The sequence below is a fragment of the Pseudomonas sp. HT11 genome, from assembly GCF_044875395.1.
Classification (GTDB): Bacteria; Pseudomonadota; Gammaproteobacteria; order Pseudomonadales; family Pseudomonadaceae; genus Aquipseudomonas.
Genome location: NZ_CP173217.1, coordinates 3,039,089 through 3,063,889, shown reverse-complemented (window position 1 = coordinate 3,063,889; position 24,801 = coordinate 3,039,089). Strand labels below are relative to the sequence as shown.

Genomic DNA, 24,801 nt, shown 5'->3' with positions numbered 1-24,801 from the left:
GGCATTGCGCCCATCGCGATTAAGCACTCGGTTGGCACAGCAGTTGTGCAAGATGGGGCGGCTATGCTCCTGGATGGTGCGAAAGGCCTGTCCATCGCCAAAGCGTGAACCGATGATCCATGTGTCAGGCATCTGTCTCATGCTCAAACGTCATAATCCCCCGTTCGTCTGCGTGGTAATCTGGCGCCACCATGAATAGACATTGATCGTCACTTGACGATGACCAGAGCCAGGAAAGAACATGCCAAAGATTTCTCACTCAGCACTGCGCCGCAACTTCCGTGAACTGCTTGCCAAACAAATCTGCGTTGAAACCGCCTCCGTTTTTGACCCCATGTCTGCGCGCATCGCTGCCGACCTGGGTTTCGAAGTCGGTATCCTCGGCGGTTCGGTCGCATCGTTGCAGGTCCTCGCGGCACCCGATTTTGCGTTGATCACACTGAGTGAGTTCGTCGAACAGGCCACCCGCATTGGCCGTGTGGCCCAACTGCCGTTCATCGCCGACGCCGACCACGGTTACGGCAATGCCCTGAACGTGATGCGCACCGTCGAAGAGCTCGAGCGCGCCGGGGTTGCGGCACTGACGATTGAGGACACGCTGTTGCCCGCGCAGTTCGGGCGCAAATCCACCGACCTGATTTCGGTTGAGGAAGGCATCGGCAAGGTCAAGGCCGCGCTTGAAGCGCGGGTTGATCCGCAGCTGTCTATCGTCGCCCGCACCAACGCTGGCGTGTTGCCGACCGAAGACGTTATCGCCCGCACCAAGGCTTATGAAAAAGCTGGCGCCGACGGCATCTGCATGGTGGGCGTCAAAGACTTCGACCACCTTGAGAAGATCGCAGAAAACCTCAGCGTGCCGTTGATGCTGGTGACTTACGGCAACCCGCAGCTCAATGACAGCGAACGCCTGGCCGCGCTGGGTGTGCGCATTGTGGTGGCCGGCCACGGCGCCTACTTTGCGTCGATCAAGGCGACTTACGACAGCCTGCGTGCGCAACGCAAGTTGACCAGCAGCACCTCGAACCTCAGCGCGACTGAACTGACGCATACCTACACGCTGCCGGAAAGCTACGTGGCGTGGGCGGAAGAATTCATGGACGTGAAAGAGTAAGCCTCAGTCAATCGGCGGCCAGTTCCGACTGGCCGCCGACTTCGGTCAGTAATTGGCGTTGGGATTACCCACGTCCACGTAGCCATTTTTGGGCGCAATGATCACATCCAATGGCGGCGGCGTAACGCCGAAGTCATCGAGCTGATCCTTGAGCCCGGTGTACCACTCTTCCTGCTGTTTCTTGCGCGCATTGTCGGCCTTGATGTCGGCAATGATCGCGTAGATCAAGCCACCGACCGCCGCGATGCCGCCCACGGCACCCGCCAGGGCGCCGGCCGCGCCGCCAATCACGCCGGCCGCTTCTGCAACGCCGGCTGCCACCGTGGTTATACGCGGCACCACATAGGTGGCGACCTCCACCATGCCGGCCACGGCCGACAGGCCATTAAGCCCCGCGAAGGTGCCCTGGAAGCCGGCGCCGACCTTGTCGCCGCTCTGGGCCGAGTTTTTCGCGGAAATGGCCCCGGTGACCAAGCCCAATACATTCCCCGCCACGCCGCCCAGGCTCTTGCCGACGTTTTCCACGTCTTTGACGTACTTGGGCGCGTCGAACTTGTAAGTGCCCTGCTGGGTGCGATCGAACTGGTCCTGGACAAACTTGGCGCCACCTTCCAGGAACAGTCCGGCCGCCTGAAACGACTGACCCACTGTCTGCGCGGTGCTGCCGCCCTTGCCGCTGGCGATGCGCGTACCGATGGCGCCCGCCAACAACACGCCCGACACGCCGTGCATCACCCCCGCCTTGTACGCCGCGCTGACCCCGGCCGGCAGCTTGCCCCCCCAGGTGCTTTGGACTTTTTTGATCGCATCGTCGAACTTGGCGCCGCCGCGCATGGCGTCGTCCACCGCCCGAATGCCACTGATGATATCGGCGGTTTTCGGTGGGGCCTCACCCGGTGGCGTGAATGCAGCGATGTTGTCGTTGATCACTTGCTCAAGGCGCGGGTCATTGGCGCCGGTAACGCCCAGGCCGCGGTAGAAATCGTCAATCGACTGGCCTTTAAGCAGGTCTTCGCGCCCCAGCTTGGCGGCGACGTCGTTGAAGCTCGAACTGCCCGCCTGCACGGTCTTGTCGTCAAGTACCGCGTCAAAGATTGCCTTGTTCACACCGGACTGAATCACCGCCTTGTCTGCCGGCACACCACTGGCGATCAGGTCGTTGATCTGCTTGCCGGAGGTGATATCTGCGTACTCGGCGTTGACCTTGTCCTTGATGGCTTGCGGGGCGTTTTCCAGGGCTTTCTTGTAGTCCGGCTGTTTGCCCAGGGCCTGGGCGTAGAAGTCCGGGTACTTGATAAAACTCGACAGCGCGTCGGTGGTGCTGGCGCCCTTGGCGGCAAACGCGTTTTGCAGCGCGTCGCAACTGGATGAAGCGTCCAGGCGACGCTCCATCTCGGCTTTCAAGGCTGGGTCGGCGGCGACCATTTTCTGCAGCTGTTCGGTGCCCTGGGTGTTGAGGAACTGCTGCACGTCCGGGTCTTTGCTGAGCGTGTCGATGCGCCCTTGCACATCCTTGATAAAGTCTTCGCGTTGCTGGCCCGGTGACGGGCCGTCGCCTGACCACTCATTGGCCGCATCCGGCCCCTGGTGCGCAAACGCATCGGCACCCGCCTTGTAGTTGGCCAGGCCCGTGGACAGTTGGATGATCGCTGCAGTCTTGTCCGCACCGCTGGCGCTGCTGTTGCCCGTGGCGAAATAGTCAGCGCCCACCTTGGAGGCGTCACCACCGGCCGCCTTCACGGCGTCTTCGGTGGCCTTGGCATTCAAGTCCTTGATCTGGTCATCCGCGCTGTTGCCGTCCAGGCCCTTGAGGTTGTCGTAGCCGTATTTGCCGAAGTCCTGCAGGCGCCCCGCTTCCGTACCGTGGCGCGCTTCGCCATCCTTGGTGAAGCCGTCGATGCGGCCATTGCCCACGTTGCCGCCTGCGATGTGCTTGCCGGTCTCGTCGTAGTTCTCGACATAGTTGAGCACCTGCGCGGCACGCCAGGCCGCATCGGCGTCGTGTTCAAAGTCGCCGACACGCTCGCGCAGAGCGTCCTTGACCCCGCTCTGGTTGCCGAGGTTTTTCAGCAACGGGTTGTCTTCAATGATTTGCTCGGCACTGCGGTTGTCGCCCATCGGCCGGCCTTCACCCGGCAACGGCAGATGGTTGGACGGCGCATCGCCCTTGGGCGGCGTGCTGGGTGGGCTCTGCGGTAGCTCGCCTTTAAGGGTGTCCCAGCCGTATTTGCCGAAATCCTGCAGGCGCCCGGCTTCGGTGCCGTGCCGGGCGTCACCGCCTTTGGTAAAACCGTCGACCTTGCCGTTGCCGGCTTCATTGAGTTCTGGCCGCTTGACGGTGGGCTTGCCGTTTTCGTCGAGTTTTTCGATGTGCTCCAGCACCCGGCTCGCGCGGTAAGCGGCGTCCGGATCGTGCTCAAAGTCGCCAACGCGTTCACGCAATTTGTCTTTCACGCCACTCTGGTTGCCGAGATTCTTGAGCAGCGGGTTGTCGTCGATGATCTGCTGCGCAGTGCGAAAGTCGCCTTGGGGCCGCTTTGTATCGGGGCCGAGGCTGTTGTCGTCGGGCTGATTGTTTAGCGCTTTCGACACCGCTTTATTCCAGTTGGGGTTGTCGCCCGCGTTGGGGGTGCTATCAACCTGACAAAGCTGATTGACTTGCATGGCCTGTCTCCTGATCTGGCGTGGGAGAAAGGATTATTAAAGGGCAAGTGCAACAGTCTTGTTACATGGGCGAAATTGAATCAAGCGCAATCATATAGCCACCACTGAGCATCGGCGGCGCACATGAACTTTTATATAACTAAGCATTAAAAAATCCGCCGCAGAGCCTGCGGCGGCAAACCAAAGGTTTTTGTCGAAGCAGAGCGGCTAAGACCCTATCAACGCTACACCCGCTGGTGATTAAAAGACGTGAAGTTTAATTAATCGAGTTTAATCCGCCACACCGCTGCAAGCCGCGAAAATATGATAAAAATCGGCTTCGGCAACCCTGTCGAACACAATAAAAACCGTCACTACGCTCACCTGAAAACATCTGCCCATAACACTGTATGCGCCATAACAATTGCGATGTTTCTGCGCGCGCGTTACTTATTCCGGGGAAGTAAACACCATGATCAAACCCATGATTAGACAATGCAGCCTGCTCACACTGGCAGTGTGCGCGAGTGTCAGCCAAGTGGCCTTTGCCGAGTCTGTCAGCGACCAGGCCGATTCCAAGGGTTTTATTGACGGCAGCAGCATCACGGGCCTGTTGCGCAACTATTATTTCGACCGCGATCGCCAAAGTGGCAAGGCAGACAACCGCGACTGGACCCAAGGCGCAATGCTCAACTACGCCTCGGGCTTTACCCAAGGCACCATAGGTTTTGGCGTGGACGCCTACGCCTATGGCGCGATGAAGCTCGATGCCACCCACGCGGATGCCGGCACCGGTGACCTGCCGACCGACCGCCATGGCGACCCGGAAAACGGCTATGGCTCCGTCGGCGCCGCGGTGAAAATCAAGGTTTCCAAGACCCAACTGAAGTTCGGTGACATGCAACCCACGGCGCCGGTCTTTGCCACCGGCGGCACGCGCATCCTGCCGCAGACCGCCACCGGGTTTGACCTGACCAGCAGCGAAATCGCCGGGCTGGACCTGGAAGCCGGGCATTTCACCAGCACCAACAGCGGCATGACCAGCAACCATGACCACGATATCTATGCCACCTACGCCAACGTCGCGGCCAACAGTGCGAGTTTCGTCGGCGGCAAATACACCTTCACGCCCTCGCTGAGTGCAACCGTGTACGCCGGTGAACTGGAAGATATCTGGCGCCAGTACTACACCAACCTCAACTACGTATTGCCGTTGGGCCATGACCAGTCGCTGGCGTTGGACGGCAACCTGTACCGCACCCTCGACATCGGCAGCGCCAAGGCCGGGGCCATCAACAACACCACGTATTCGGTGGCGGCGGCCTACTCGTTCCTGGCGGCCCACACGCTGACGCTGTCGTTCCAGAAGGTGCACGGCGACACGCCGTTCGACTACATCGGCACCGGCAACAACGGCGCGGGTGAAGGCGGCGATTCAGTGTTCCTGGCCAACTCGATTCAGTGGGGCGACTTCAACGGCCCGGGCGAGCAGTCCTGGGGCGTGCGTTATGACCTGAACATGGCCAGCTACGGCGTGCCAGGCTTGAGCTTCATGACCCGCTACGTCAACGGCTCCGACATCAACGGCACGCACACGCCGGCCAACAGCGCCTACGTCGGCGACTACGGTGCCGACGGCGACCATCACGAGACGGATGTGGAGGCCAAATACGTGCTGCAAAGCGGCCCGGCGAAAAACCTGTCGCTGCGCGTGCGCGATGCGATGGTTTCGTCAAACGCGGATCAGCGCGACGGCAAATTGAACGAGCTGCGGGTGATCGTCGACTACCCGTTCACTCTGCTGTAACCACCCCAGGCTCCAGCCGTTGGCGCATGCCTGCGCTGGCGGCTGGACCGGCCTGCACCACGCACGCATCCAACGGCACGAGTGTGCCTTCGGCCGTTGCCATCATCGGTTGCACCGGCTTGCCCGTCTCGCGCTCCACCACCTCGACACTGGTGCCCTCTTCGGCATAATGCCGATTGCCCCACGCCACCAGTGCCATCAGCACCATGCGCAAATCCTCGCCCTTGGCCGTCGGCACGTATTCATACCGTGGCGGCCGCTCGCTGTAGGCGCGGCGCTCAAGCATCCCGGCGTCCACCAGGCCATTCAAGCGGCGCGTCAACATGTTCGGCGCGATGTCCAGGCTGCGTGAAAACTCATCGAAGCGACGCAAGCCATGCAATGCATCGCGCATGATCAACATGCTCCACCACTCCCCTATCCGTTCAAGGCTGCGGGCGATGGGGCATTCGTCGCTGACAAGAGACTTGCGTTGCATAAGGGTTCCCAGGTGCCGGTACAAAGTTGTGTAACGCCATGTTACTTTCATCATGATAGTGACGTCCACAGGGTCTGTACCCTCAACGCAACCGGAGTCGATTGATCATGAGTAAACGTATCGTCGTGACAGGCATGGGCGCACTGACGCCGCTGGGCGCCAGCGTGGAATCCACCTGGCAACGCCTGTTGAACGGGCAGTCGGGCATACGCCGTCTGCCTGAAGCATTGATCGGTGACCTCGCCATCAGCATCGGTGGCCAAGTACAAAGCGTGCTGCAAGACCCTGAGGCCGGGTTTGACCCTGATCGGCTGCTGGCCGCCAAGGAACAGCGCAAGATGGACCGCTTTATCCTCTTCGCCCTGGCGGCGGCCGATGAAGCCTTGAAGCAAGCCGGCTGGGCGCCTCAAACGCCGCAGGCACAGGAACGCACGGCAACCATCATTGCCTCTGGCGTGGGTGGCTTTCCGGCGATTGCCGATGCCGTGCGCACCACCGACAGCAAAGGCCCGCGACGTTTGTCGCCCTTCACCATTCCCTCGTTCCTGAGCAACATGGCGGCCGGGCATGTGTCGATCAACTACGGCTTGAAAGGCCCACTGGGCGCGCCGGTGACGGCCTGCGCAGCCGGTGTGCAAGCGATTGGGGACGCAGCACGGATGATTCGTGCCGGGGAAATCGATGTGGCGGTGTGTGGCGGTGCGGAAGCGGCGATTCACCGGGTCAGCCTGGCCGGGTTTGCGGCGGCGCGGGCGTTATCCAGCGACTTCAATGACACGCCAGAACGGGCTTCGCGGCCCTTCGATCAGGCACGTGATGGCTTCGTGATGGGCGAAGGTGCCGGCATCCTGGTCATCGAAGAACTGGAGCATGCCCTGGCACGCGGCGCGCAGCCCATCGCCGAACTGGTGGGTTATGGCACCAGTGCCGATGCCTACCACATGACGGCCGGGCCGGAAGACGGTGATGGCGCGCGGCGGGCCATGACCCAGGCACTGCGTCAGGCAGGCATCGAGGCGGCCCAGGTCCAGTACTTGAACGCCCATGCAACCTCGACGCCGGTGGGTGACAAAGGCGAACTGGCCGCCATCAAGACCGTGTTCGGCGCCCATGGCGGCCCGGCCATCAGCTCAACCAAGTCTGCCACCGGCCACTTATTGGGCGCAGCAGGCGGCATCGAAGCGATCTTCAGCGTGCTTGCCCTGCGCGACCAGGTCGCCCCGGTGACGCTGAACCTGGACAACCCGGACGCGCTGGCCGACGGCCTGGACATGGTGCGCGGTGAAGCGCGGTACATGCCGATTGAATATGCGCTGTCCAACGGCTTCGGCTTTGGTGGCGTGAATGCCAGCGTGCTGTTCCGCCGCTGGGCATAACCCTCGGTTTGCCCCTGCTGTGATTTTCGGGGACCATGTGCGCCTTCTGCTACAGCCAACCAGAGGCGCCCATGGCCAACCACGACCTGAGCTACACCCCCGATCCGGATGCCGACTCGATTTCCTCCGACGTCGTCGGCTTCAACGGCATCCTGGTCTCCACCCAGATCCCGACCCGCGCCGATGGCAGCCTCGAACTCGGCGACATCACCCTGCAAAGCGAATGCACCCTGCAAGCGCTGAAAGTCGCGCTGGAAAAAGCCGGCAGTTCCATGGACCGGGTGATGCACCTGACCATCTACCTCACCGACATGGCTGATCGCGCCGCTTTCAATGAAGTCTACAAACGCTTTTTCGCCAAACCGTGGCCGGTTCGCGCTGCAGTAGGCGTGGCCGCATTGGCCGTTGAAGGCATGCGTGTGGAAGTCACCGCGATGGCGGCCAAGGCCTGAGTTATCGCTGGCAGTACACATCATGGATTGGCGCGATAGCGTCAGATAGACCGAGGTGCCTGCATCGCAGGCAAGCCAGCTCCCACATAAGAGCAAAGCAGTGCGGTGGTGGAGGCTGAACGCGGTCAACTTGTGGGAGCGGGCTTGCTCGCGAAGGCGGTGGGTCAGTCAACTCATGTGTAGCTGACCCACCGCATTCGCGGGCAAGCCCGCTCCCACATTTGGATCTCTGTGCATCAGATAGAAGTGTGTTGCTGTGCTTTTGCTTCTACCACTCAGGTCGGCTGTCAGGCCGCCGTGCTTTGCTTTTGCTTTTGATCTGACAGGCCCCGTCAACCACGCTGGCCGAACGCAGGCGAGGCACCGAGTGGTGGGGCAAAGACCTTTTGGTTACTTTTGGCTGGGCCGGCATTCCGGGCGTTTGCCAAAAGTGACCCGCTGTAAGAGCGGAACCGCCAGCCGCCGTTACCGCAGTAACAGATATGCTCCCAATCTGCCTACCCCATTCGCCCAGCCAGCCCTGCGGTAGGTGCCCACCCAGCATTTCACAGCTACAATGCCCGCCTCAACCGTGACAAGCCTGACTAAAAAAACTATGTCCTTGCCCAAGCATCACCTGGAATTGCTCAGCCCGGCCCGCGATGTCGCCATCGCGCGCGAGGCTATCTTGCATGGCGCCGACGCCATCTACATTGGTGGACCAAGCTTCGGCGCGCGCCACAACGCGTGTAACGAGGTGAGCGACATCGCTCAACTGGTCGAATTCGCCCGCCGTTACCACGCCCGCGTGTTCACCACCATCAACACCATCCTGCACGACAACGAACTGGAACCCGCGCGCAAGCTGATCCATCAGCTGTACGACGCCGGTGTCGATGCGTTGATCGTGCAAGACCTGGGCGTGATGGAGCTGGATATTCCGCCCATCGAGCTGCACGCCAGCACCCAGACCGACATCCGCACCCTGGGCCGCGCCAAGTTTCTCGACCAGGCCGGTTTCTCGCAGCTGGTGCTGGCCCGCGAGCTGAACCTGCAGGAAATCCGCGCGATCGCCGATGAAACCGATGCCGCCATCGAGTTCTTCATCCACGGCGCCCTGTGCGTGGCGTTCTCCGGGCAATGCAATATCTCCCACGCGCAGAATGGCCGCAGCGCCAACCGTGGCGATTGCTCCCAGGCCTGCCGCCTGCCGTACACCTTGAAAGATGACCAGGGCCGCGTGGTGGCCTTTGAAAAACACCTGCTGTCGATGAAAGACAACAACCAGAGCGCCAACATCCGCGCGCTGGTCGAAGCCGGTGTGCGTTCGTTCAAGATCGAAGGCCGTTACAAGGACATGGGTTATGTGAAAAACATCACCGCCTATTACCGCCAACGCCTCGACGACGTCCTCGAAGACCGCCCTGACCTGGCGCGCGCTTCCAGCGGCCGTACTGCGCATTTATTCCTGCCCGACCCGGAAAAAACCTTCCACCGGGGCAGCACCGACTACTTCGTCACCGACCGCAAAATCGACATCGGCGCCTTCGACACGCCCACCTTCACCGGCCTGCCGGTGGGTGTGGTGGAAAAAGCCGGCAAGCGCGACTTGCAGGTAGTCACCCATGAGCCGTTGTCCAACGGCGACGGCCTCAATGTGCTGATCAAGCGCGAAGTCGTGGGTTTTCGCGCTAACATCGCCGAACCCAAAGGCGAGTTCGAAGAAGACGGCGAGAAACGCTACCGCTATCGCGTCGAGCCCAATGAAATGCCGGCCGGCCTGCACCAGTTGCGGCCCAACCATCCGCTGAACCGCAACCTCGACCACAACTGGCAACAAGCCCTGCTCAAGACCTCGGCCGAGCGCCGTATTGGCCTGCAGTGGATCGCGCGCCTGCGTGAAAACCAGTTGGACGTGACCGCGACCAGCGAAGAAGGCATCAGCGCCAGCGTCACCCTGCCCGGCCCGTTCGGCGTGGCCAACAAGCCGGAACAGGCGCTCGACACCCTGCGCGACCTGCTTGGCCAACTCGGCACCACCGAGTACCACGCCACGCACATCGAGCTGGATGCGCCGCAGGCATTCTTCATCCCCAACTCGCAGCTCAAGGCCTTGCGCCGTGAAGTGATCGAGGCGCTGACCGCCGCCCGCGTTGCCGCTCACCCACGAGGTGGACGCAAGGCTGAGACGTCGCCGCCGCCGGTGTACCCGGAAGCGCATTTGTCGTTCCTGGCCAACGTCTACAACCAGAAAGCCCGGGACTTCTACCACCGTCACGGCGTGAAGCTGATCGACGCCGCCTTCGAAGCCCACGAAGAAACCGGCGAAGTGCCGGTGATGATCACCAAGCACTGCCTGCGGTTCTCGTTCAACCTGTGCCCTAAACAGGCCAAGGGCGTGACGGGTGTGAAGACCAAAGTGGCGCCGATGCAACTGATCCACGGTGATGAAGTGCTGACCCTGAAGTTCGACTGCAAACCGTGCGAGATGCACGTGGTGGGCAAGATCAAGGGCCACATCCTTGGCTTGCCACAGCCGGGCAGCGGCGTGGGCCACTTCAACCCGGAAAACATCATCTTTCAGGGCACGCACTGACCCTTGGGGAGCGGGGCCACCACCAGCCCCGCTGCAACCCCGCTGCCGCCAGCAGAATCGCAACAACCCCCAACCATTGCAGCCAACCCAGGCGATGCCCGAAGGCGATCCAATCGACAAAGATCGCCGCAATCGGGTAGATGAACGACAGCGCGCCGGTAATCGCGGTCGGCAGCTTCTGGATTGCCCCGTACAGCAACACATACATCAAACCGGTGTGCACCATGCCCAGCGTGACCAGCGCAGCCCAAGCCTGGGTCGCGGCAGGCAAGCTGTGCCAAGGCACTAACGGCGCCAGCAACAGTGCGCCGGTGATCACCTGGATCAACGCCATCAAGTGGGGTGGAACGTCCTTCAAGCGCTTGATGATCAAGGCGGCAATCGCATACAAAAACGCTGCGCCCAACGCCAGGGCAATCCCGGTCAGATAATCCCCGCCAGCGCTTTGCTGTTCGCCATGGGCGGTGACAATCGCCAGCATGCCGAGGAACGCCACGCTCAACCACGCGAGCTTCTGCACGGTGATCTTCTCACCCAGAAACAGCGCCGCCAGCATCACCAACATGAACGGCTGCACGTTGTACACCGCGGTGCTGATGGCAATCGACGCACGTGAATAGGATTCGAACAACAGCAACCAGTTGCCGACGATGGCCACACCGCTGAGCATCGCCAGGCCGAGCTTGGCCCAGGTCAGCAGGTCTCGGCGCAAGTAACCCAACCACGCACACACCAGCAACAGCGTCAGCGCGCCAATCACGCAGCGCCAGAACACCACTTCGATCACCGACACGCCAGACACCAGCACAAACCAGCCGATGGTGCCCGAAATCAGCATGGCGGCGACCATTTCCCACGACCCGCGACGAATAGATGTGTCCACGATGGCGCTCCTCAAGTGAGGCTCAATTATGGCAATCTGCTGATCAGCGCCTCCAGCGACTAAAGTAGGCAAAAATCCTCAATTACCTTTTTAAATTAGGCAGACAGCATGATTGACTCTATCGACCAGCAACTGATCGCCGCCTTGATGGACGACTCGCGCCTGTCGCTCAAGGCATTGGCGGGTATTACCGGGCTGTCTTCGCCCAGCGTGGGCGAACGTCTGCGCCGTTTGGAGGAGCGCGGCGTGCTGACCCACTACACCGTCGACATCGACCCCAAGCACTTCGGCTATTTGCTGCAAGCCATCGTGCGTATCCGCCCGTTGCCCGGCAAATTGCAGGAGGTGGAGCGCCAGATCCAGGCGATTCCCGAGTTCACCGAGTGCGACAAAGTCACCGGTGAGGACTGCTTTATCGCGCGCCTGCATGTGCGCACCATGGACCAGCTCGACACCCTGCTCGACCGGCTTAACGCCTATGCCGAAACCAACACCGCCATCGTCAAGAAAACCCCAGTCAAACGGCGTTTGCCGCCACTGGCCGATTCGTGATTTTGCGTCACTTACGCAGTGACGTAATCGCTATTCTGTCATCGCCGGCTGAACTTTATGCTGGGCTCCACACATTGGAACCCACAGGAGTAAAGCGCATGTACGTAATCACTGGCATCACAGGCAAAGTCGGCGGCGCCCTGGCGCATAACCTCCTCAAGGCAGGCCTGCCGGTTCGCGCCGTCATTCGCGACGCCGGCAAAGCGGCCTATTGGGCCGACCAGGGCTGCGAAATCGCGTTTGCCGCGATGGAAGATGCACAGGCGCTGACCGAAGCGTTCAAGGGCGCGACCGCTGTGTTCATCCTGCCGCCACCGGGCTTCGATCCGCAGCCTGGGTTTCCTGAAGCGCGTGCCGTGATAGCGGCTGTCAGCCAGGCCCTCAAGGCCGCCGCGCCACAAAAAGTCTTGTGCCTGTCGACCATCGGCGCGCAAGCCAAGGAGCTCAACCTGCTGACTCAGCGCACGCTGATGGAGCAGGCGTTGAGCGCCCTGGACATCCCCGTAACCTTCCTGCGCCCAGGCTGGTTCATGGAAAACGCCGCCTATGACGTCAGCAGTGCGCGTGACACCGGCGTGATCCACAGCTTCCTGCAACCGCTCGACAAACGCGTGCCGATGGTTGCCACGGCCGACATCGGCACACTCGCCGCGCAACTGTTGCAGCAAGACTGGGCCGGCCACCGCGTAGTCGAACTGGAAAGCCAGTGGGTCAGCCCGAACGACATCGCCCAGACCCTGGCGCAAGTGCTCGGCCGTGACGTGCGCGCCGAGGTGGTTGAGCGCGATACCTGGGAACCGTTGCTGCGGGCCCAAGGCGCACACAACCCACTGCCGCGCATGCGCATGGTCGATGGCTTCAACGAAGGCTGGATCTGTTTCGAGCACGATCAGGTGCTCAAGGGCACAACTTCCCTGCTCACGGTGTTGCGCGAGCTGGCAGATAAAACCGCGGAGGCGAATGCCTGATGAACCTGCCTGAATTGGGTTTCGGTACCTTCCGTATGCCCGGCGATGACTGCCGGGCAGTGGTCGAAAGTGCCCTGGCGCTGGGTTACCGGCATATCGACACCGCCGCCCTGTACGACAACGAAGCCGCTGTGGGCCAGGCGATCAAACACTCGGGCATCCCCCGCGACGAGGTGTTCCTGACCACCAAGGTGTGGCATGACCAGTTGGCGCCGGCCGCGCTGCAAAAAGCCTTTGAGCTGAGCCTCGGCAAGCTGGCGGTGGACTACGTCGATCTGTTCATGGTGCATTGGCCGGCTGCCAACATGGACCTGCCCGGCGTGATGAACGCTTTGTTGGCCCTGCGCGACAGTGGCCGCGTGAAGCACATCGGTGTGTGCAACTTCAACATGCCGATGCTGCGCGAGGCGATCGATGTGCTGGGCACGCCGATTGCCGCGGTACAGGTGGAATACCACCCGTTCCTCGACCAGAGCCGCCTGCTCAATTACCTGCGCGGCAAACGCATCCCGATGGTTGCATATGCACCGTTGGCACAGGGTCGCGCGGCCACTGACCCGGTATTGACACAGATCGGCGCCATGCACGGCGCCAGCGCGGCGCAAGTCGCCCTGGCCTGGTTACGCCAACAAGGCGTGGTGGCGATTCCCAAGGCCCAGCGCCCGCAAAGCCAGCAAGCCAACCTCGATTCGCTGCACGTCACACTCGATGAGCAGGATATGCAAGCCATCGCGCGCCTGCCCAAAGACCAACGCTTTGTGCAGCCGCCGTTTGCACCGCAATGGGATGCGCTGTAAGCCGATGGACTGTTGTCGTCAGTGGGCTTTCTGTGGCGAGCGGTCTGGTTGTGGCGAGCGGGCTTGCCCCGCGTTGGGGCGCGAAGCGGCCCTGAAACCTGCCGACTCAATTAATCTGGAAAAGCGCGGTGACGGGTTTGGGGCTGCTGCGCAGCCCAACGCGGGGCAAGCCCGCTCGCCACAGTAAGCCCGCTCGCCACAAAAGGCCTGCTCAACACAAGGCGCATGATCAGTCGTGCAGCGCCTTCGCCGCCACCAGCAACCCTTGGAACTTGCGATAACGCGCCTCCAATACCGGCTGTTGCGTCGCATCAGGCCAATACCGCGCCTTGACCGGCAGGCCCGCTTGCAACAGCGACGCGCCCTGCCCGATCGCCACAAACCCCAGCTTCGCCGCCCCAATACACGCGCTTAATTCGCTGCCCTGCAAGGTAAAGATCTCGCGCTGCAGGATGTTCGCCAACAACTGCGCCCAGTACTCGCTGCGCGCGCCGCCGCCCACCAGAGCGCAGGCGCCGACGCTGGCGCCGGCCGATTGCACGGCGCGCAAGGCATCGAGCAAGCCAAACCCCACGCCTTCCATCACGGCGTAACCGAGCATCGCCGGGGTGCAATCGTGGCCCAGGTTCATGAAGCCGCCGCGCAACAACGGGTCGTTATGCGGCGTGCGTTCACCGGCCAGATAGGGCAAAAACAGGGGTGTGTCCAACGGTACCGGCTGCCCCATCGGCAACTGCGCCTGCACCTGGTCCAGTAGCGTTTGTTCGTCCGGCATACCGGTCAGGCGCGTCACCCAGCGCAAGCAACTGGCACCGGCCAGCATGGCGCCCATCGTGTACCAGCGATCAGGCAGCGCGTGGCAGAAGCTGTGCACGGCGCTAGCCGGGTTGCCGGCGGCGTGATCGGTGATCGCGACGATGGCCGCGCTGGTGCCCAGGGTGATGAAACCGTCGCCGGCATTGATTGCGCCGATGCCGACGGCCGCCACCGGGTTATCGCCGCCGCCACCGGCAATCACCACGCCGGGCGACAAACCCAGCCCGCTTGCCGTCACGTAACCCGCCGGCGCACCGCCTTCCACCAACCTGGGCATCTGCGCAGGCGCAAGCCCCGTGGCACCCAGCATCGGCGCGAACCATTCGCGCTGCGCCACGTCCAGCCACAGTGTGCCGGCCGCATCGGACATCTCGCTGATGCGCTCGCCACTCAGGCGTAAACGCAGGTAATCCTTGGGCGAGAGCACGCAGTCAATGGCCTTGAACACCTCGGGTTCATGCTGCTGCAGCCACAGCAGTTTCGGCGCGGTCAGCCCGGCCATGGGCAGGCTGCCGGTGACTTCGGCGAAGCCGGGCCCGAGTTGCTCAGCTTCGGCGACAGCACGCGAGTCGTCCCACAGGATCGCCGGGTACAACACGCGGTCGTCATCCCCGAGCAACACGGCGCCGTGCATCTGCCCCGACAACCCGATGCACACCACGCGACTGAAAGCCGCATGCGCACGCAACTGCTCAAGCGCCTGCAAACAGGCCTGCCACCAGTCTTGCGGGGCCTGTTCGGACCAGCCGCTGTGACGTCGCGAAACACTCAAGCGCACACCGGCGTGGGCCAGCACGGCGCCGTCGACGTCCATCAGGATCGCCTTGAGTTCGGAGGTGCCCAGATCAATACCGAGGGAAACAGGACTGCTCATACGTGGGTCATTCCAATCAAATACAGCCACATGAATTACGGTATTGCAGGCTCGGCGCCAGGAGTACGCTTTGTACCGGCGCGGCCGGCGCGGCCATGCGTTGCAGCAGCATCTGCACCGCGCGTACGCCCAGCTCCTTGACCGGCTGGGCAATCAAGGTCAGGCGCGGCACGAAAAAATCCGCCCAGTCAAAATCATCAAAACCCACCAGCGCGATCTGCCCCGGCACCTCAATCTGTGCGTCACGCAGGGCATGCATGGCGCCCAATGTCATCAGGTTATTGCCCGCCATGATCGCCGTAGGCGGCGCGCTCAGGGCCAGCAACTGCGCAGTCGCAGCGCGCGCCGGCTGACTGTTGGAGCCACCGTTGACCAGCAACTGCGGATCAAACGCCACGCCTGCCGCCTGCAACGCAGCCCGGTAACCCGCCACGCGCTCATCGGTAGTGCCCAGCCCCGCGCGCCCGGCAATAAAGCCGATCCGGCGGTGCCCGTGTTCAATCAAATGCGCGACCAAAGCCTGGGTGGACTGGGTATTTTCCACCCCGATCTGGTCAAACTGCGTACTCATCATGCGGTCCACCAGCACCGTGGGCATTTCATTTGCCTGCAAATACTTAAGGGCCCTGGAATCAGTGGACGGGGCCAGCAAAATCCCGTCAACCCGCCGATGATGCAACGCCGTGACCACCCGCAGCTCCTGCTCCGGGTCGTCGTGGGGGTCGACAAACAGCATCATGTAGCCGTGCTTGGCGCACTCGGTTTCAATCGCGTGCACGGTTTCACTGAAGTAATGGTTGGACAGCGCCGAGATCGCCACGCCAATCGTGCTGGTGCTGGAACGGGCCAGCGAGCGCGCCAGGGTATTGGGGATGTAGCCCAAGTCCTGAATTGCGCGCTGCACCGCTTGCACCGTGGCCTCGCTGACTTTGCGGGTGCCGTTCAACACGTGGGACACGGTCGACGTTGACACCCCCGCCCTGCTTGCCACGTCATCCATGGTGACCACGACGCGCTCCCCTTTGCTCAATGACTCAATGTTTACTCGACCAACCGCTGTACGTAGCCACGTTGTCGCGGGTGATCAGTTTTGGCGTGAGCAGGGTAACCGCTTCGGCCGGGGCCTTGTCATTGAGAATGTCGTTGCCCACGTTCACGGCGGTCTGGGCCATGGCCCAAGGGTCCTGGCTGGCCGAGGCCTGGATTTGCGTGTCGGTCTTCAGTGCGTTTTCGATGTCTGGCGCACCGTCCACCGAAGTGATGAGGATGCCGCTGCGTTTAAGCTGCTTGGCCGCCAGGTCGCTGCCGATGGCTTGCGGGTCGTTGATCGCGAACAGGCCGTCGATTTTCGGGAAGCGCGTGAGGTAACCCTGCATCACGTTCAGGCCACCTTCGCGCGAGCCTTTGCCGTCCTGGTCATCGGACAGCACCTTGATGTCCGGCGCACCGGCCAATGCAGCCTTGCAGCCTTTGACGCGGTCGGTCACGGCGGTAACTTGCGGGCCATTCTGGATGATCACATTGCCCTTGCCCGCAAGCTTGTCCACCAGGAACTGGCACGCCAGTTTGCCGGCTTCGACGTTGTCGGTTTGCACGGTGGCGTTCACGCCCTTGGCGTCCACATCCACCGCCACCACGACAATGCCGGCATCCCGGGCTTTCTTGATGGCCGAGGCCAGGGCCGATGGGTCGACGGCGTTGAGCAGGATCAGGTCGACCTTGGACGAAATGAAGTTGTCGATCTGCGAGAACTGCTTGCTCAGGTCATAGTCGGCCGACACCGACGTCACTTTGACATTGGGGTTCAGCTCTTTGGCCCGCGCCGTGGCGCCATCGGCCAGGGTCACAAAATACGGGTTGCCGAGCGAGCCCATGCTGATGCCGAGGGCCTTGAGTTCGCGGGCTTCTACAGTGTGGGAGATCAGGGCAGCCAAGGCCATAACAGGAAAGAGGCGTTTGAAGTTCATGCGGGACTCTCTTGTGATTGTTGTTGGAGTGAAATCAGGTCCGTGCGCCGGACTGGCGATAGCGATCCAGCGCCACCGCGCCGATGATCACAATGCCCTTGATGATGTACTGCCAGATATCCGACACACCCAGCAGCACCAGGCCGTTGGTGAGCACCGCGATAATCAGCGCCCCGATCAGCGTGCCGCCGATGGTGCCGACGCCGCCGGTAAAACTGGTGCCGCCGAGAATCACCGCAGCAATCGCGTCCAGCTCATAGGATTGCCCCAGTTGCAGGCCATTGGCGGCGAACAGGCGCGAGGCGCTCATCACCGCGCCCAGCCCGGCCAGTGCACCGGACATCGCGTAGACGAACAGCAGCACTTTCCACACCTTGATCCCCGACAAGCGCGCCGCTTCCGGGTTGCCGCCGACGGAGTAGATCTGCACGCCCATGACGGTGCGGCGCAGGATGAACCACGACAGCGCCACCACCGCGACGGCAATGATCACCAGCCACGGCACGCCCAGCACCGAGTCATTGCCGATAAACGCAAACGGCAAGTCGGGGTTGAACACGGTTTTGTCATCTGCCAGCAACCGCGCCAGGCCGCGCATGGCGGTCAGTGCGCCGAGGGTGACGATAAACGGCGGCAAGCGCATGAAGGCGATCAACCCGCCATTGACCAGGCCCAGCAACAGACCGAAACCGATGCCGGCAGCAATCCCGAACATGCCGAACTGTGGCGACATTGAGGCCTGCAACGCGACCACGGCGGACGCCGCGAGAATCGCGCCGACGGACAAGTCGATGCCCGCCGTCAGAATCACAAAGGTCATGCCCGCCGCCAGCACCACATTCACCGAAGCCTGCTGGGTGATGATCGACAGGTTTTGCACGGTGAGGAAGTTTTCACTGGCCAGGGCAAACCCGACCAACAGCAGTATCAGCACCGGCAGCATGCCGACCGTGCGCATCAGCTCGCGAACGCGTTCCGCTTTACCGACGGGCGCAAGGGCAAGTGTGTGGTTGTTTGAATCAGCCATGGGCAGCCACCTGATCGCCACCGGTGGCGAGGTCAATAATACGTTCCTGGGAAATGACGTGGCCGGATGCCCCGCCGACTTCGGCCACCAACTGGCCTTCGCGCATGATCAACACGCGGTCGCACGTGCCGATGATTTCCGGCAACTCACTGGAGATCACCACAATGCCAACACCGGCCAGCGCCAGTTGATTGATGATGCGGTAGATCTCGGACTTGGAGCCGATGTCCACGCCCCGTGTCGGTTCGTCGAGGATCAGCACATGCGGCTTGACCTCCAGCAGCCGCGCCAGCAGCACTTTCTGCTGATTGCCGCCGCTCAAGGCGCCGACATTGACCTTGCCCGATGCCACCCGGATCGACAGCGACTTGATCGCGTCATTTGAACGCTGGGCAGCATGGCCGCGATCCAGCACGCCACCGGCATGCGCGTCCGGCACACAGGCGCAGACGTTGATGTTGTCGGCCACGCTCATGTCGAGGAACAGGCCCTGGGCCTTGCGGTCTTCGGTGAGGTACACCACGCCGGCGCGGATCGCGTCAGCCGGGTTACGCAGTTGGGTGACGGTCTTGCCCACCACTTCAAGTGTGCCGCTGGTGCGCGGGTCGGCCGCAAAGATCAGCCGCGCCAGCTCCGTGCGCCCTGCCCCGACCAGCCCGGCAATGCCCAATACCTCGCCGGCGTGCAGGTCGAAACTGCACTGGCGCACGCGCTTGCCATCGGCCATGTCACGCACGCGCATCACCACGTTGCCGGGGTTATAGGCGGCGTGTTCCTTCTTGTAGAACCCGGAAAGATCGCGGCCGACCATCATTTTCACCAACACCTCGGCCGACAGCGCCTCGCGCGTCAGCTCGCCGATGTACTGGCCGTCGCGCAGCACCGAGACGCGGTCCGACAACTCGTAGATCTCGGCCATGCGGTGGCTGATGTAGATAATCGCCAGGCCCTGGCTGCGCAGCTGTTTGATCAGGGCAAACAGGCGGTCGGTCTCACGCGATGACAGCGGCGTGGTCGGCTCGTCCATCACCAGGATCCTGGCGTGGGCATGCAGCGCACGGGCGATTTCCACCAGCTGGCGCTCGGCAATCGACAGGCTGCTCACCGGCGTGGTGGGTTTGAACTCGGCGCCCAGGCGTTGCAGCACCTCGACGCAGCCGGCTTGCATGCCCTTGCGGTCGATGGTCCAGCCGCGCCGCAGTTCGCGGCCCAGGTAGATATTCTCGGCCACGCTCAGGTTGGGGCACAGGCTCAGTTCCTGATAGATCACGGCGATGCCGAGGGTCTTGGCAGTGGCGGGGTCGAAGGTGGCGACGGGCTGGCCGTCGATGCGGATTTCACCGCCGGGATCGGCTTGGTAGGCGCCGGAGAGGATTTTCATCAGGGTGGATTTGCCGGCGCCGTTCTCCCCCATCAACGCGTGGATTTCACCGGGGTAGACCTTCAGGCCGACATTCTTGAGCACGCGCAAACCGTTGAAGGTTTTGCTGATGCCCTGCATCTCAAGCAAGGGTTCAAGGCTCATGGATGAGCTCCTGGAATTATTATTTTTGTAGTCGAGTGCTGCCGACTCTAGTCCAGTTACATTTCCTTACGCAAGCGCTTGCGTACGCCGTTTATCGATTGATTAAACGTTTCACCAAGCCCACAAGCGCGAAACCCGCACGCCGCCGGGTGCATGAAATGAAATTTATACGCCAGCGGAATAAAACCCTGCGCCCGTGCGTTCTGCCAGCAGTCATTGGAAGAAATCAGGATGCGTCATGACCTCCAACGCAGGCGTTGTCGTTTACATCTGGTATTCCCAATGGCGGCTGAACGCGGTCAACTTGTGGGAGCGGGCTTGCTCGCGAAGGCGGTGTGCCAGTGACACATGAGCTGGCTGACCCACCGCCTTCGCGGGCAAGCCCGCTCCCACATTTGGATCTCTGTGCATCAGGTAGATGGGCTTCGTTTGTACTCGGTTAAAGGTGGGAGCTGGCTTGCCTGCGATGGCATCTACTGTGTGTCACTGATAGACCGAGGTGCCTGCATCGCAGGCAAGCCAGCTCCCACAGAAAAGCAAAGCACTGCGGTGCTGGCAGCTGAACGCGGTCAACTTGTGGGAGCGGGCTTGCCCGCGAAGGCGGTGTGCCAGTGATACATGAGCTGACTGGCCCACCGCATTCGCAGGCAAGCCCGCTCCCACATTTGGAGCTCTGTGCATCAGGTAGACGTGTGTTGCTGTGCTCCGGCATTTCGGGAATTTGCCAAAGGTGACCCGCTGTAAGAGCGCAACCGCCAACCGCCAGCTGCCCTGAGCGCAGCAACGGATATGCCCCCGCCCAACAATCCCTCCAAAACCCGCCAAGTCAAAGTTGCCAAGCATCAAAACGCCTTAATCTCTGCTATCGTCCAAAGACCTCATCTCCTCCTCGTCGCCCTCGTGCGATCTCAGTGAGCATGCTCTGCGCCATCGGCTGTCAATGATGGCGGGCCTGAAGTTCATGGAACGCCACCGCGATGGATAAAAACCCAACCGAACGCCCCCTCGAACCGCAATCGCGGGCCGAAAAAATCGTCGAATTCAAACGCCAGAAAACCCTGCTCAAGACCGGCGCCCTGCAAGACGCGATCTTCAACAGCGCGTATTTTTCAAGCATCGCCACCGACGAAAAAGGCGTGATCCAGATATTCAACGTCGGCGCCGAACGCATGCTCGGCTACGCCGCCGACGACGTGCTGAACCGCATTACCCCAGCCGACATTTCCGACCCCGCCGAACTCATTACCCGCGCCGCCGCCCTCAGCCTGGAGCTCGACACACCGATCACGCCGGGCTTCGAAGCCCTGGTGTTCAAAGCCTCGCGCGGCATCGAAGACATTTACGAGCTGACCTACATCCGCAAGGACGGCAGTCGCCTGTCGGCCATGGTTTCGGTGACGGCCCTGCGCAACCGCCACGACACCATCATCGGCTACTTGCTGATCGGCACCGACAACACCGCGCGCAAGCAGGAAGAAGCCGAGCGCAAAGGTTTCGAACGCGCCCTGGAAGAAAAAAACCTGGAACTGGAACACGCCAACCACATGAAGTCCGAGTTCCTCGCCACCATGTCTCACGAGTTGCGCACGCCGCTGAACGCGGTGATCGGCTTTTCCGAGGCGCTCAAGGATGGCCTGGTCGGCGACATGAGTGAGGTGCAGCGTGAATACATCGGCGATATCTTCACCAGCGGCCAGCACCTGCTGTCGCTGATCAACGACATTCTCGACCTGTCCAAGGTCGAGGCCGGGATGATGGACCTGGAGCTTGAGGCCGTGGAGCTCGCCGGCTTGCTGGCCAACAGTCTGTTGATCGTGCGCGAAAAAGCCGCCCTGCAACGCATCCAGTTGAAGCTGGAAAGCGACGGCGATTTCGGCACCCTGGAACTGGACCTGCGCAAGACCAAGCAGATCATCTACAACTTGCTGGCCAATGCGGTGAAGTTCAGCGAACACGGCGCCTCCGTGACCCTGGCGGTGCGCGAGGTCAGTCGCGCCCAGGTCGGGCAAATCCCAGGCGACTGGCCGACCCATGGCTTCGCCCTGCAGCCCAGCCCCCACGCGCAGTTCCTCGAACTGAGCGTCAGCGACACCGGCATCGGCATTGCCGAGGACGACATGAGCAAGCTCTTCAAGGCGTTCAGCCAGATCGACAGCAGCCTGGCGCGTAAATTTGAAGGCACGGGTTTGGGGCTGGCGATGGTCAAGCAATTGACCGACCTGCATGGCGGCAGCGTCGCCGTCGCCAGCCGCGTGGGCCTGGGCACCCGCTTTGTGGTGTGGCTGCCACTGCACCGTGCCTCGGAGGCCGCATGGCCGAAATCCTGATCGTCGAAGACAACGAGGCGAACATGCGCCTGGCTCGGCTGTTGCTGGTCAATGCCGGCCACAGCGTGTTGTGGGCGGCGGATGCAGAAACCGGGCTGACGCTGGCGCGGGAAAAACAGCCGGCGCTGATCCTGATGGATATCCAGTTGCCGGGCATGGATGGCCTCGCCGCCACCCGCCTGCTCAAGCAAGACCCCGGCACGGCGCACATTCCGGTGATCGCCCTGACCGCCATGGCCATGAAGGAAGACCGCGAAAAGACCCGACTGGCCGGCTGCGACGCCTACATCATCAAGCCGCTGCGCTACAAAGAGCTTTACCAGACCATCGACACCTTGCTGCAACAACACATCAGCCCACTCCTATGAGTCCTCTCCATGGCCAGCCAACCCGCAACGCTATTGATCGTTGATGATGAACCCCAGGTTCGCAAGCTGCTGGAAACCCTGCTGCAGCACGAGGGCTACCAGACCCTGAGTGCCAGCAGCGGTGAAGAAGCCTTGCAGTTGGTGGCGCAGCAACCGCCCGACCTGATCCTGCTGGATATCATGATGCCGGGCATGGACGGCTACGAGGTCGCCAGCCACTTGAAGGGCGACGAAGCCACGGCGAGTATCCCGATCATCATGTTGTCGGCCCTCAGTGAGCCCAGCGCGCGCGTCACCGGGCTGGAAACCGGCGCCGAGGAGTTCATCAGCAAACCGGTGGAGCGTGTCGAGTTGTGGCTGCGGGTGCGCAACCTGCTGCGGCTCAAGGCGCGCGGTGATCATTTGAAAGTCCACAACCTGATGCTCGAGCAGCAACTGCAGCAGCGAACGGGAGAGCCGGCGGGCATGAGCGTGCACGACCTGGCGCGCCAGGATCTGGAAAACGCCCTGCGCCTGGCGGTCGAAACCAATGCATTCAGCGTGCATTACCAACCCAAGGTCGAGCTGGCCGGCGGCCAGATATGCGCACTCGAAGCCCTGCTGCGCTGGGAGCGGCCAGGCTATGGCGCGGTTTCACCGGCGGTATTTGTGCCGATACTCGAGAGCCTGGGCCTGATCGTGCCGGTCGGGCGCTGGGTGATTGATACGGTTTGCCAGCAAATCGCCGTGTGGCAACGCGGCCTGATTGGCGCCGTGGAGGTTTCAGTCAACGTTTCCGGTCATCAATTGATCGAGGGCGACCTGATTGCCGATATCGAACGCACCTTGAGGCAAACCGGGGTGGCGCCGCACTGGCTGGAGGTCGAACTGACCGAAGGCTCATTGATGGAAAACACCCAGCACACCATTGCCAGCCTGCAACGGCTGCGCACGATGGGCGTGAAAATCTCCATCGATGACTTCGGCACCGGCTATTCAAGCCTGGCGTATCTGCGCCGGTTTCCCATCGACACGTTGAAGATCGACATCGCGTTTATTCGCGAAGTCACCACCAACCCGCAAGACGCGGCCATCACCCGCACGATCATTGAACTGGCCCATAGCCTGAGCCTGCAAGTGGTTGCCGAAGGTGTCGAAACCCAGGATCAGCTGGCGTTTCTGAAGGCCGCCGGCTGTGATCAGATTCAAGGGTACTTGTTCAGCCGGCCATTGCCCGCAGCCACGCTGGAACGCCTGCTACTGGAGCGACTGCCGCGGATCTGAAATCTCGTCGCGCAAACACTCGATCAGCCCGCGGTGTGTCGAACTCAATCGCCCCGCGCCGCTGATCAGCACGTTCGAGATCAAACAGGGCGGCGACCTTCATATCGACTATTCAACTGTGTGGCAGAGGCTGATTTAATTTCCAACTGACTGCCACGTTTCCTATGCTGCGAGGGTCACTCACTTTCCGTACAGGTGCCGCATGCCCCTTGAGAACACCCCTCGCCCACTCTGGTTGACCTTTGATTGCTACGGCACGCTGATCCAGTGGGACGAAGGCCTGCGCGCCGCGATCGATAAAATCCTCGACGAAAAAGGTGATCATCAGGTCGACCGGGATACCTTGCTCAGCGCCTACGATCATCACGAACACACGCATATCTGCGCCAGCCCGCACCTGGACCACGTGCCTGAGCTGTTCAAGTCCGTGGGTTGGTGAGGCCTATCGAAATCACCTGACGCGCCGCGATCCCTATGTGGGAGCGGGCTTGCCCGCGAATGCGCAGTGTCATTCACCGAATAGGTCGGCTGATACGCCCTCTTCGCGGGCAAGCCCGCTCCCACATGGGGGGGCGTGTACAGGCAGCATTTCAGGGGTCTAGCACCAGGCCGGCGTCGGCGGCTAGCTGCACCCGGCTCTTTTGCCACTGCGCCAGGTTGCTCGCCGGGCGCTCCATGGCCAGTGAGTGGTGGAAAGCGCGGTTGAAGTTCAGCCCGGTGGCGTCTTAAAAGCGCGCCAGCAGTCGGCCCTGACGAAATTGGCCGATGCCGAACGGATTCGCCTGGGGCACAACAGTAACAGTGCCGCGCAGCCGCCCTTGAGCCTGTAAGGGGTGTCAGCCGTCGATGTAGCCGAACGGACACCCCTGACAACTGAGCACGAAGGTTGAAATGAGGGGTAAAGATTATCGCCGTCAGGCGCCGGAATCGCTGCACGCACTACTGCCACAAGGGGATGCCACGCCACTGTGCCGTGGCGTATTCCCCTGCCC

General features: G+C 61.8%; 19 protein-coding genes and 2 pseudogenes. 12 read left to right on the top strand and 9 right to left on the bottom strand.

The window, feature by feature from the left end:
- Positions 1–241: 241 nt before the first annotated feature.
- On the top strand, positions 242–1,111 hold the full coding sequence (locus tag ABWL43_RS14040; RefSeq protein ID WP_242196795.1) for an oxaloacetate decarboxylase: 870 nt from the start codon (positions 242–244) through the stop codon (positions 1,109–1,111).
- A gap of 45 nt (positions 1,112–1,156) precedes the next feature.
- On the opposite strand, the gene ABWL43_RS14035 is transcribed toward ABWL43_RS14040, so the two are convergent.
- The gene (locus ABWL43_RS14035) at positions 1,157–3,775 is read right to left on the bottom strand and encodes a hypothetical protein (RefSeq protein WP_404488237.1); all 2,619 of its coding nucleotides are present in this window, start codon (positions 3,773–3,775) and stop codon (positions 1,157–1,159) included.
- A 463-nt stretch (positions 3,776–4,238) separates the two neighbouring features.
- On the opposite strand from ABWL43_RS14035, the gene ABWL43_RS14030 reads away from it, so the two are divergent.
- Positions 4,239–5,561 (top strand): OprD family porin, encoded by a 1,323-nt coding sequence (locus ABWL43_RS14030; RefSeq protein WP_404488235.1) that lies wholly within the window; start codon positions 4,239–4,241, stop codon positions 5,559–5,561.
- Here the strand turns inward: ABWL43_RS14030 and ABWL43_RS14025 are convergent.
- On the bottom strand, positions 5,548–6,039 hold the full coding sequence (locus ABWL43_RS14025) for a helix-turn-helix domain-containing protein (RefSeq protein ID WP_262209488.1): 492 nt from the start codon (positions 6,037–6,039) through the stop codon (positions 5,548–5,550). The two genes, ABWL43_RS14030 and ABWL43_RS14025, sit on opposite strands and share 14 nt — an antisense overlap.
- A gap of 107 nt (positions 6,040–6,146) precedes the next feature.
- Between ABWL43_RS14025 and fabF the strand changes: the two genes are divergently transcribed.
- The 3 genes from fabF (at position 6,147) to ABWL43_RS14010 (ending at position 10,442) form a co-directional block, all read left to right on the top strand.
- Positions 6,147–7,415, top strand: coding sequence for a beta-ketoacyl-ACP synthase II (gene fabF / locus ABWL43_RS14020; protein ID WP_404488233.1), 1,269 nt, complete (start codon positions 6,147–6,149; stop codon positions 7,413–7,415).
- A 71-nt stretch (positions 7,416–7,486) separates the two neighbouring features.
- Entirely contained in the window at positions 7,487–7,867 is a 381-nt protein-coding gene (locus tag ABWL43_RS14015) for a RidA family protein (protein ID WP_145160633.1), read from the top strand.
- A gap of 595 nt (positions 7,868–8,462) precedes the next feature.
- Complete coding sequence (locus tag ABWL43_RS14010) at positions 8,463–10,442, top strand: U32 family peptidase (RefSeq protein WP_404488231.1); 1,980 nt, start codon at positions 8,463–8,465, stop codon at positions 10,440–10,442.
- Here ABWL43_RS14010 and ABWL43_RS14005 read toward each other — a convergent pair.
- Positions 10,420–11,325, bottom strand: coding sequence for a DMT family transporter (locus ABWL43_RS14005; protein ID WP_404488229.1), 906 nt, complete (start codon positions 11,323–11,325; stop codon positions 10,420–10,422). The genes ABWL43_RS14010 and ABWL43_RS14005 overlap by 23 nt on opposite strands.
- 108 nt (positions 11,326–11,433) lie before the next feature.
- On the opposite strand from ABWL43_RS14005, the gene ABWL43_RS14000 reads away from it, so the two are divergent.
- From ABWL43_RS14000 to ABWL43_RS13990, 3 genes are all read left to right on the top strand, one after another.
- Positions 11,434–11,877, top strand: a complete 444-nt coding sequence (locus ABWL43_RS14000) for an Lrp/AsnC family transcriptional regulator (RefSeq protein ID WP_145160627.1) — start codon at positions 11,434–11,436, stop codon at positions 11,875–11,877.
- A 98-nt stretch (positions 11,878–11,975) separates the two neighbouring features.
- On the top strand, positions 11,976–12,845 hold the full coding sequence (locus ABWL43_RS13995; protein WP_404488227.1) for an NmrA family NAD(P)-binding protein: 870 nt from the start codon (positions 11,976–11,978) through the stop codon (positions 12,843–12,845).
- On the top strand, positions 12,845–13,642 hold the full coding sequence (locus ABWL43_RS13990; RefSeq protein WP_404488226.1) for an aldo/keto reductase: 798 nt from the start codon (positions 12,845–12,847) through the stop codon (positions 13,640–13,642). Before ABWL43_RS13995 ends, ABWL43_RS13990 begins: the two co-directional genes overlap by 1 nt.
- A gap of 229 nt (positions 13,643–13,871) precedes the next feature.
- Here the strand turns inward: ABWL43_RS13990 and xylB are convergent, their stop codons facing one another.
- Genes xylB through ABWL43_RS13965 form a run of 5 tightly spaced genes read right to left on the bottom strand, consistent with a single transcriptional unit; the run spans position 13,872 to position 19,851 of the window.
- Positions 13,872–15,332, bottom strand: a complete 1,461-nt coding sequence (xylB, locus tag ABWL43_RS13985) for a xylulokinase (protein ID WP_404488224.1) — start codon at positions 15,330–15,332, stop codon at positions 13,872–13,874.
- Between the two features lie 16 nt (positions 15,333–15,348).
- Complete coding sequence (locus ABWL43_RS13980; protein WP_404488221.1) at positions 15,349–16,341, bottom strand: LacI family DNA-binding transcriptional regulator; 993 nt, start codon at positions 16,339–16,341, stop codon at positions 15,349–15,351.
- 25 nt (positions 16,342–16,366) lie between these two features.
- Positions 16,367–17,299: an ABC transporter substrate-binding protein gene (locus ABWL43_RS13975; RefSeq protein ID WP_404488219.1), complete on the bottom strand. Its 933-nt coding sequence runs from the start codon at positions 17,297–17,299 to the stop codon at positions 16,367–16,369.
- A gap of 34 nt (positions 17,300–17,333) precedes the next feature.
- A complete protein-coding gene (locus ABWL43_RS13970) occupies positions 17,334–18,326 on the bottom strand; it encodes an ABC transporter permease subunit (protein ID WP_242196827.1) in 993 nt (330 codons plus the stop codon).
- On the bottom strand, positions 18,319–19,851 hold the full coding sequence (locus ABWL43_RS13965; protein WP_242196830.1) for a sugar ABC transporter ATP-binding protein: 1,533 nt from the start codon (positions 19,849–19,851) through the stop codon (positions 18,319–18,321). The genes ABWL43_RS13970 and ABWL43_RS13965 overlap by 8 nt, the downstream gene beginning before the upstream one ends.
- A 977-nt stretch (positions 19,852–20,828) precedes the next feature.
- Here ABWL43_RS13965 and ABWL43_RS13960 point away from each other — a divergent pair.
- The 4 genes and pseudogenes from ABWL43_RS13960 to ABWL43_RS13945 all read left to right on the top strand — a co-directional run.
- Positions 20,829–22,178 carry a sensor histidine kinase gene (locus ABWL43_RS13960; RefSeq protein WP_369302204.1) on the top strand — a complete coding sequence of 450 codons (1,350 nt, stop codon included), beginning with the start codon at positions 20,829–20,831 and terminating at the stop codon, positions 22,176–22,178.
- Entirely contained in the window at positions 22,163–22,546 is a 384-nt protein-coding gene (locus tag ABWL43_RS13955) for a response regulator (RefSeq protein WP_145160607.1), read from the top strand. The genes ABWL43_RS13960 and ABWL43_RS13955 overlap by 16 nt, the downstream gene beginning before the upstream one ends.
- A 9-nt stretch (positions 22,547–22,555) precedes the next feature.
- Positions 22,556–23,809 (top strand): EAL domain-containing protein, encoded by a 1,254-nt coding sequence (locus tag ABWL43_RS13950; RefSeq protein WP_404488216.1) that lies wholly within the window; start codon positions 22,556–22,558, stop codon positions 23,807–23,809.
- Positions 23,810–24,011: 202 nt separating this feature from the next.
- Positions 24,012–24,206 (top strand): annotated as a pseudogene (locus ABWL43_RS13945) (haloacid dehalogenase type II); the annotation flags it as partial.
- A gap of 199 nt (positions 24,207–24,405) precedes the next feature.
- On the opposite strand, the pseudogene ABWL43_RS13940 reads toward ABWL43_RS13945, so the two are convergent.
- Positions 24,406–24,636 (bottom strand): annotated as a pseudogene (locus ABWL43_RS13940) (succinylglutamate desuccinylase); the annotation flags it as partial.
- Positions 24,637–24,801 lie beyond the last annotated feature (165 nt).

Bases quoted from the DNA above. Each gene is read 5' to 3' on its own strand.
- ABWL43_RS14040 (WP_242196795.1), top strand. From the start codon at position 242: ATGCCAAAGATTTCTCACTCAGCACTGCGCCGCAACTTCCGTGAACTG.
- ABWL43_RS14035 (WP_404488237.1), bottom strand. From the start codon at position 3,775: ATGCAAGTCAATCAGCTTTGTCAGGTTGATAGCACCCCCAACGCGGGC.
- ABWL43_RS14030 (WP_404488235.1), top strand. From the start codon at position 4,239: ATGATTAGACAATGCAGCCTGCTCACACTGGCAGTGTGCGCGAGTGTC.
- ABWL43_RS14025 (WP_262209488.1), bottom strand. From the start codon at position 6,039: ATGCAACGCAAGTCTCTTGTCAGCGACGAATGCCCCATCGCCCGCAGC.
- fabF (WP_404488233.1), top strand. From the start codon at position 6,147: ATGAGTAAACGTATCGTCGTGACAGGCATGGGCGCACTGACGCCGCTG.
- ABWL43_RS14015 (WP_145160633.1), top strand. From the start codon at position 7,487: ATGGCCAACCACGACCTGAGCTACACCCCCGATCCGGATGCCGACTCG.
- ABWL43_RS14010 (WP_404488231.1), top strand. From the start codon at position 8,463: ATGTCCTTGCCCAAGCATCACCTGGAATTGCTCAGCCCGGCCCGCGAT.
- ABWL43_RS14000 (WP_145160627.1), top strand. From the start codon at position 11,434: ATGATTGACTCTATCGACCAGCAACTGATCGCCGCCTTGATGGACGAC.
- ABWL43_RS13995 (WP_404488227.1), top strand. From the start codon at position 11,976: ATGTACGTAATCACTGGCATCACAGGCAAAGTCGGCGGCGCCCTGGCG.
- ABWL43_RS13990 (WP_404488226.1), top strand. From the start codon at position 12,845: ATGAACCTGCCTGAATTGGGTTTCGGTACCTTCCGTATGCCCGGCGAT.
- xylB (WP_404488224.1), bottom strand. From the start codon at position 15,332: ATGAGCAGTCCTGTTTCCCTCGGTATTGATCTGGGCACCTCCGAACTC.
- ABWL43_RS13975 (WP_404488219.1), bottom strand. From the start codon at position 17,299: ATGAACTTCAAACGCCTCTTTCCTGTTATGGCCTTGGCTGCCCTGATC.
- ABWL43_RS13970 (WP_242196827.1), bottom strand. From the start codon at position 18,326: ATGGCTGATTCAAACAACCACACACTTGCCCTTGCGCCCGTCGGTAAA.
- ABWL43_RS13965 (WP_242196830.1), bottom strand. From the start codon at position 19,851: ATGAGCCTTGAACCCTTGCTTGAGATGCAGGGCATCAGCAAAACCTTC.
- ABWL43_RS13960 (WP_369302204.1), top strand. From the start codon at position 20,829: ATGGATAAAAACCCAACCGAACGCCCCCTCGAACCGCAATCGCGGGCC.
- ABWL43_RS13955 (WP_145160607.1), top strand. From the start codon at position 22,163: ATGGCCGAAATCCTGATCGTCGAAGACAACGAGGCGAACATGCGCCTG.
- ABWL43_RS13950 (WP_404488216.1), top strand. From the start codon at position 22,556: ATGGCCAGCCAACCCGCAACGCTATTGATCGTTGATGATGAACCCCAG.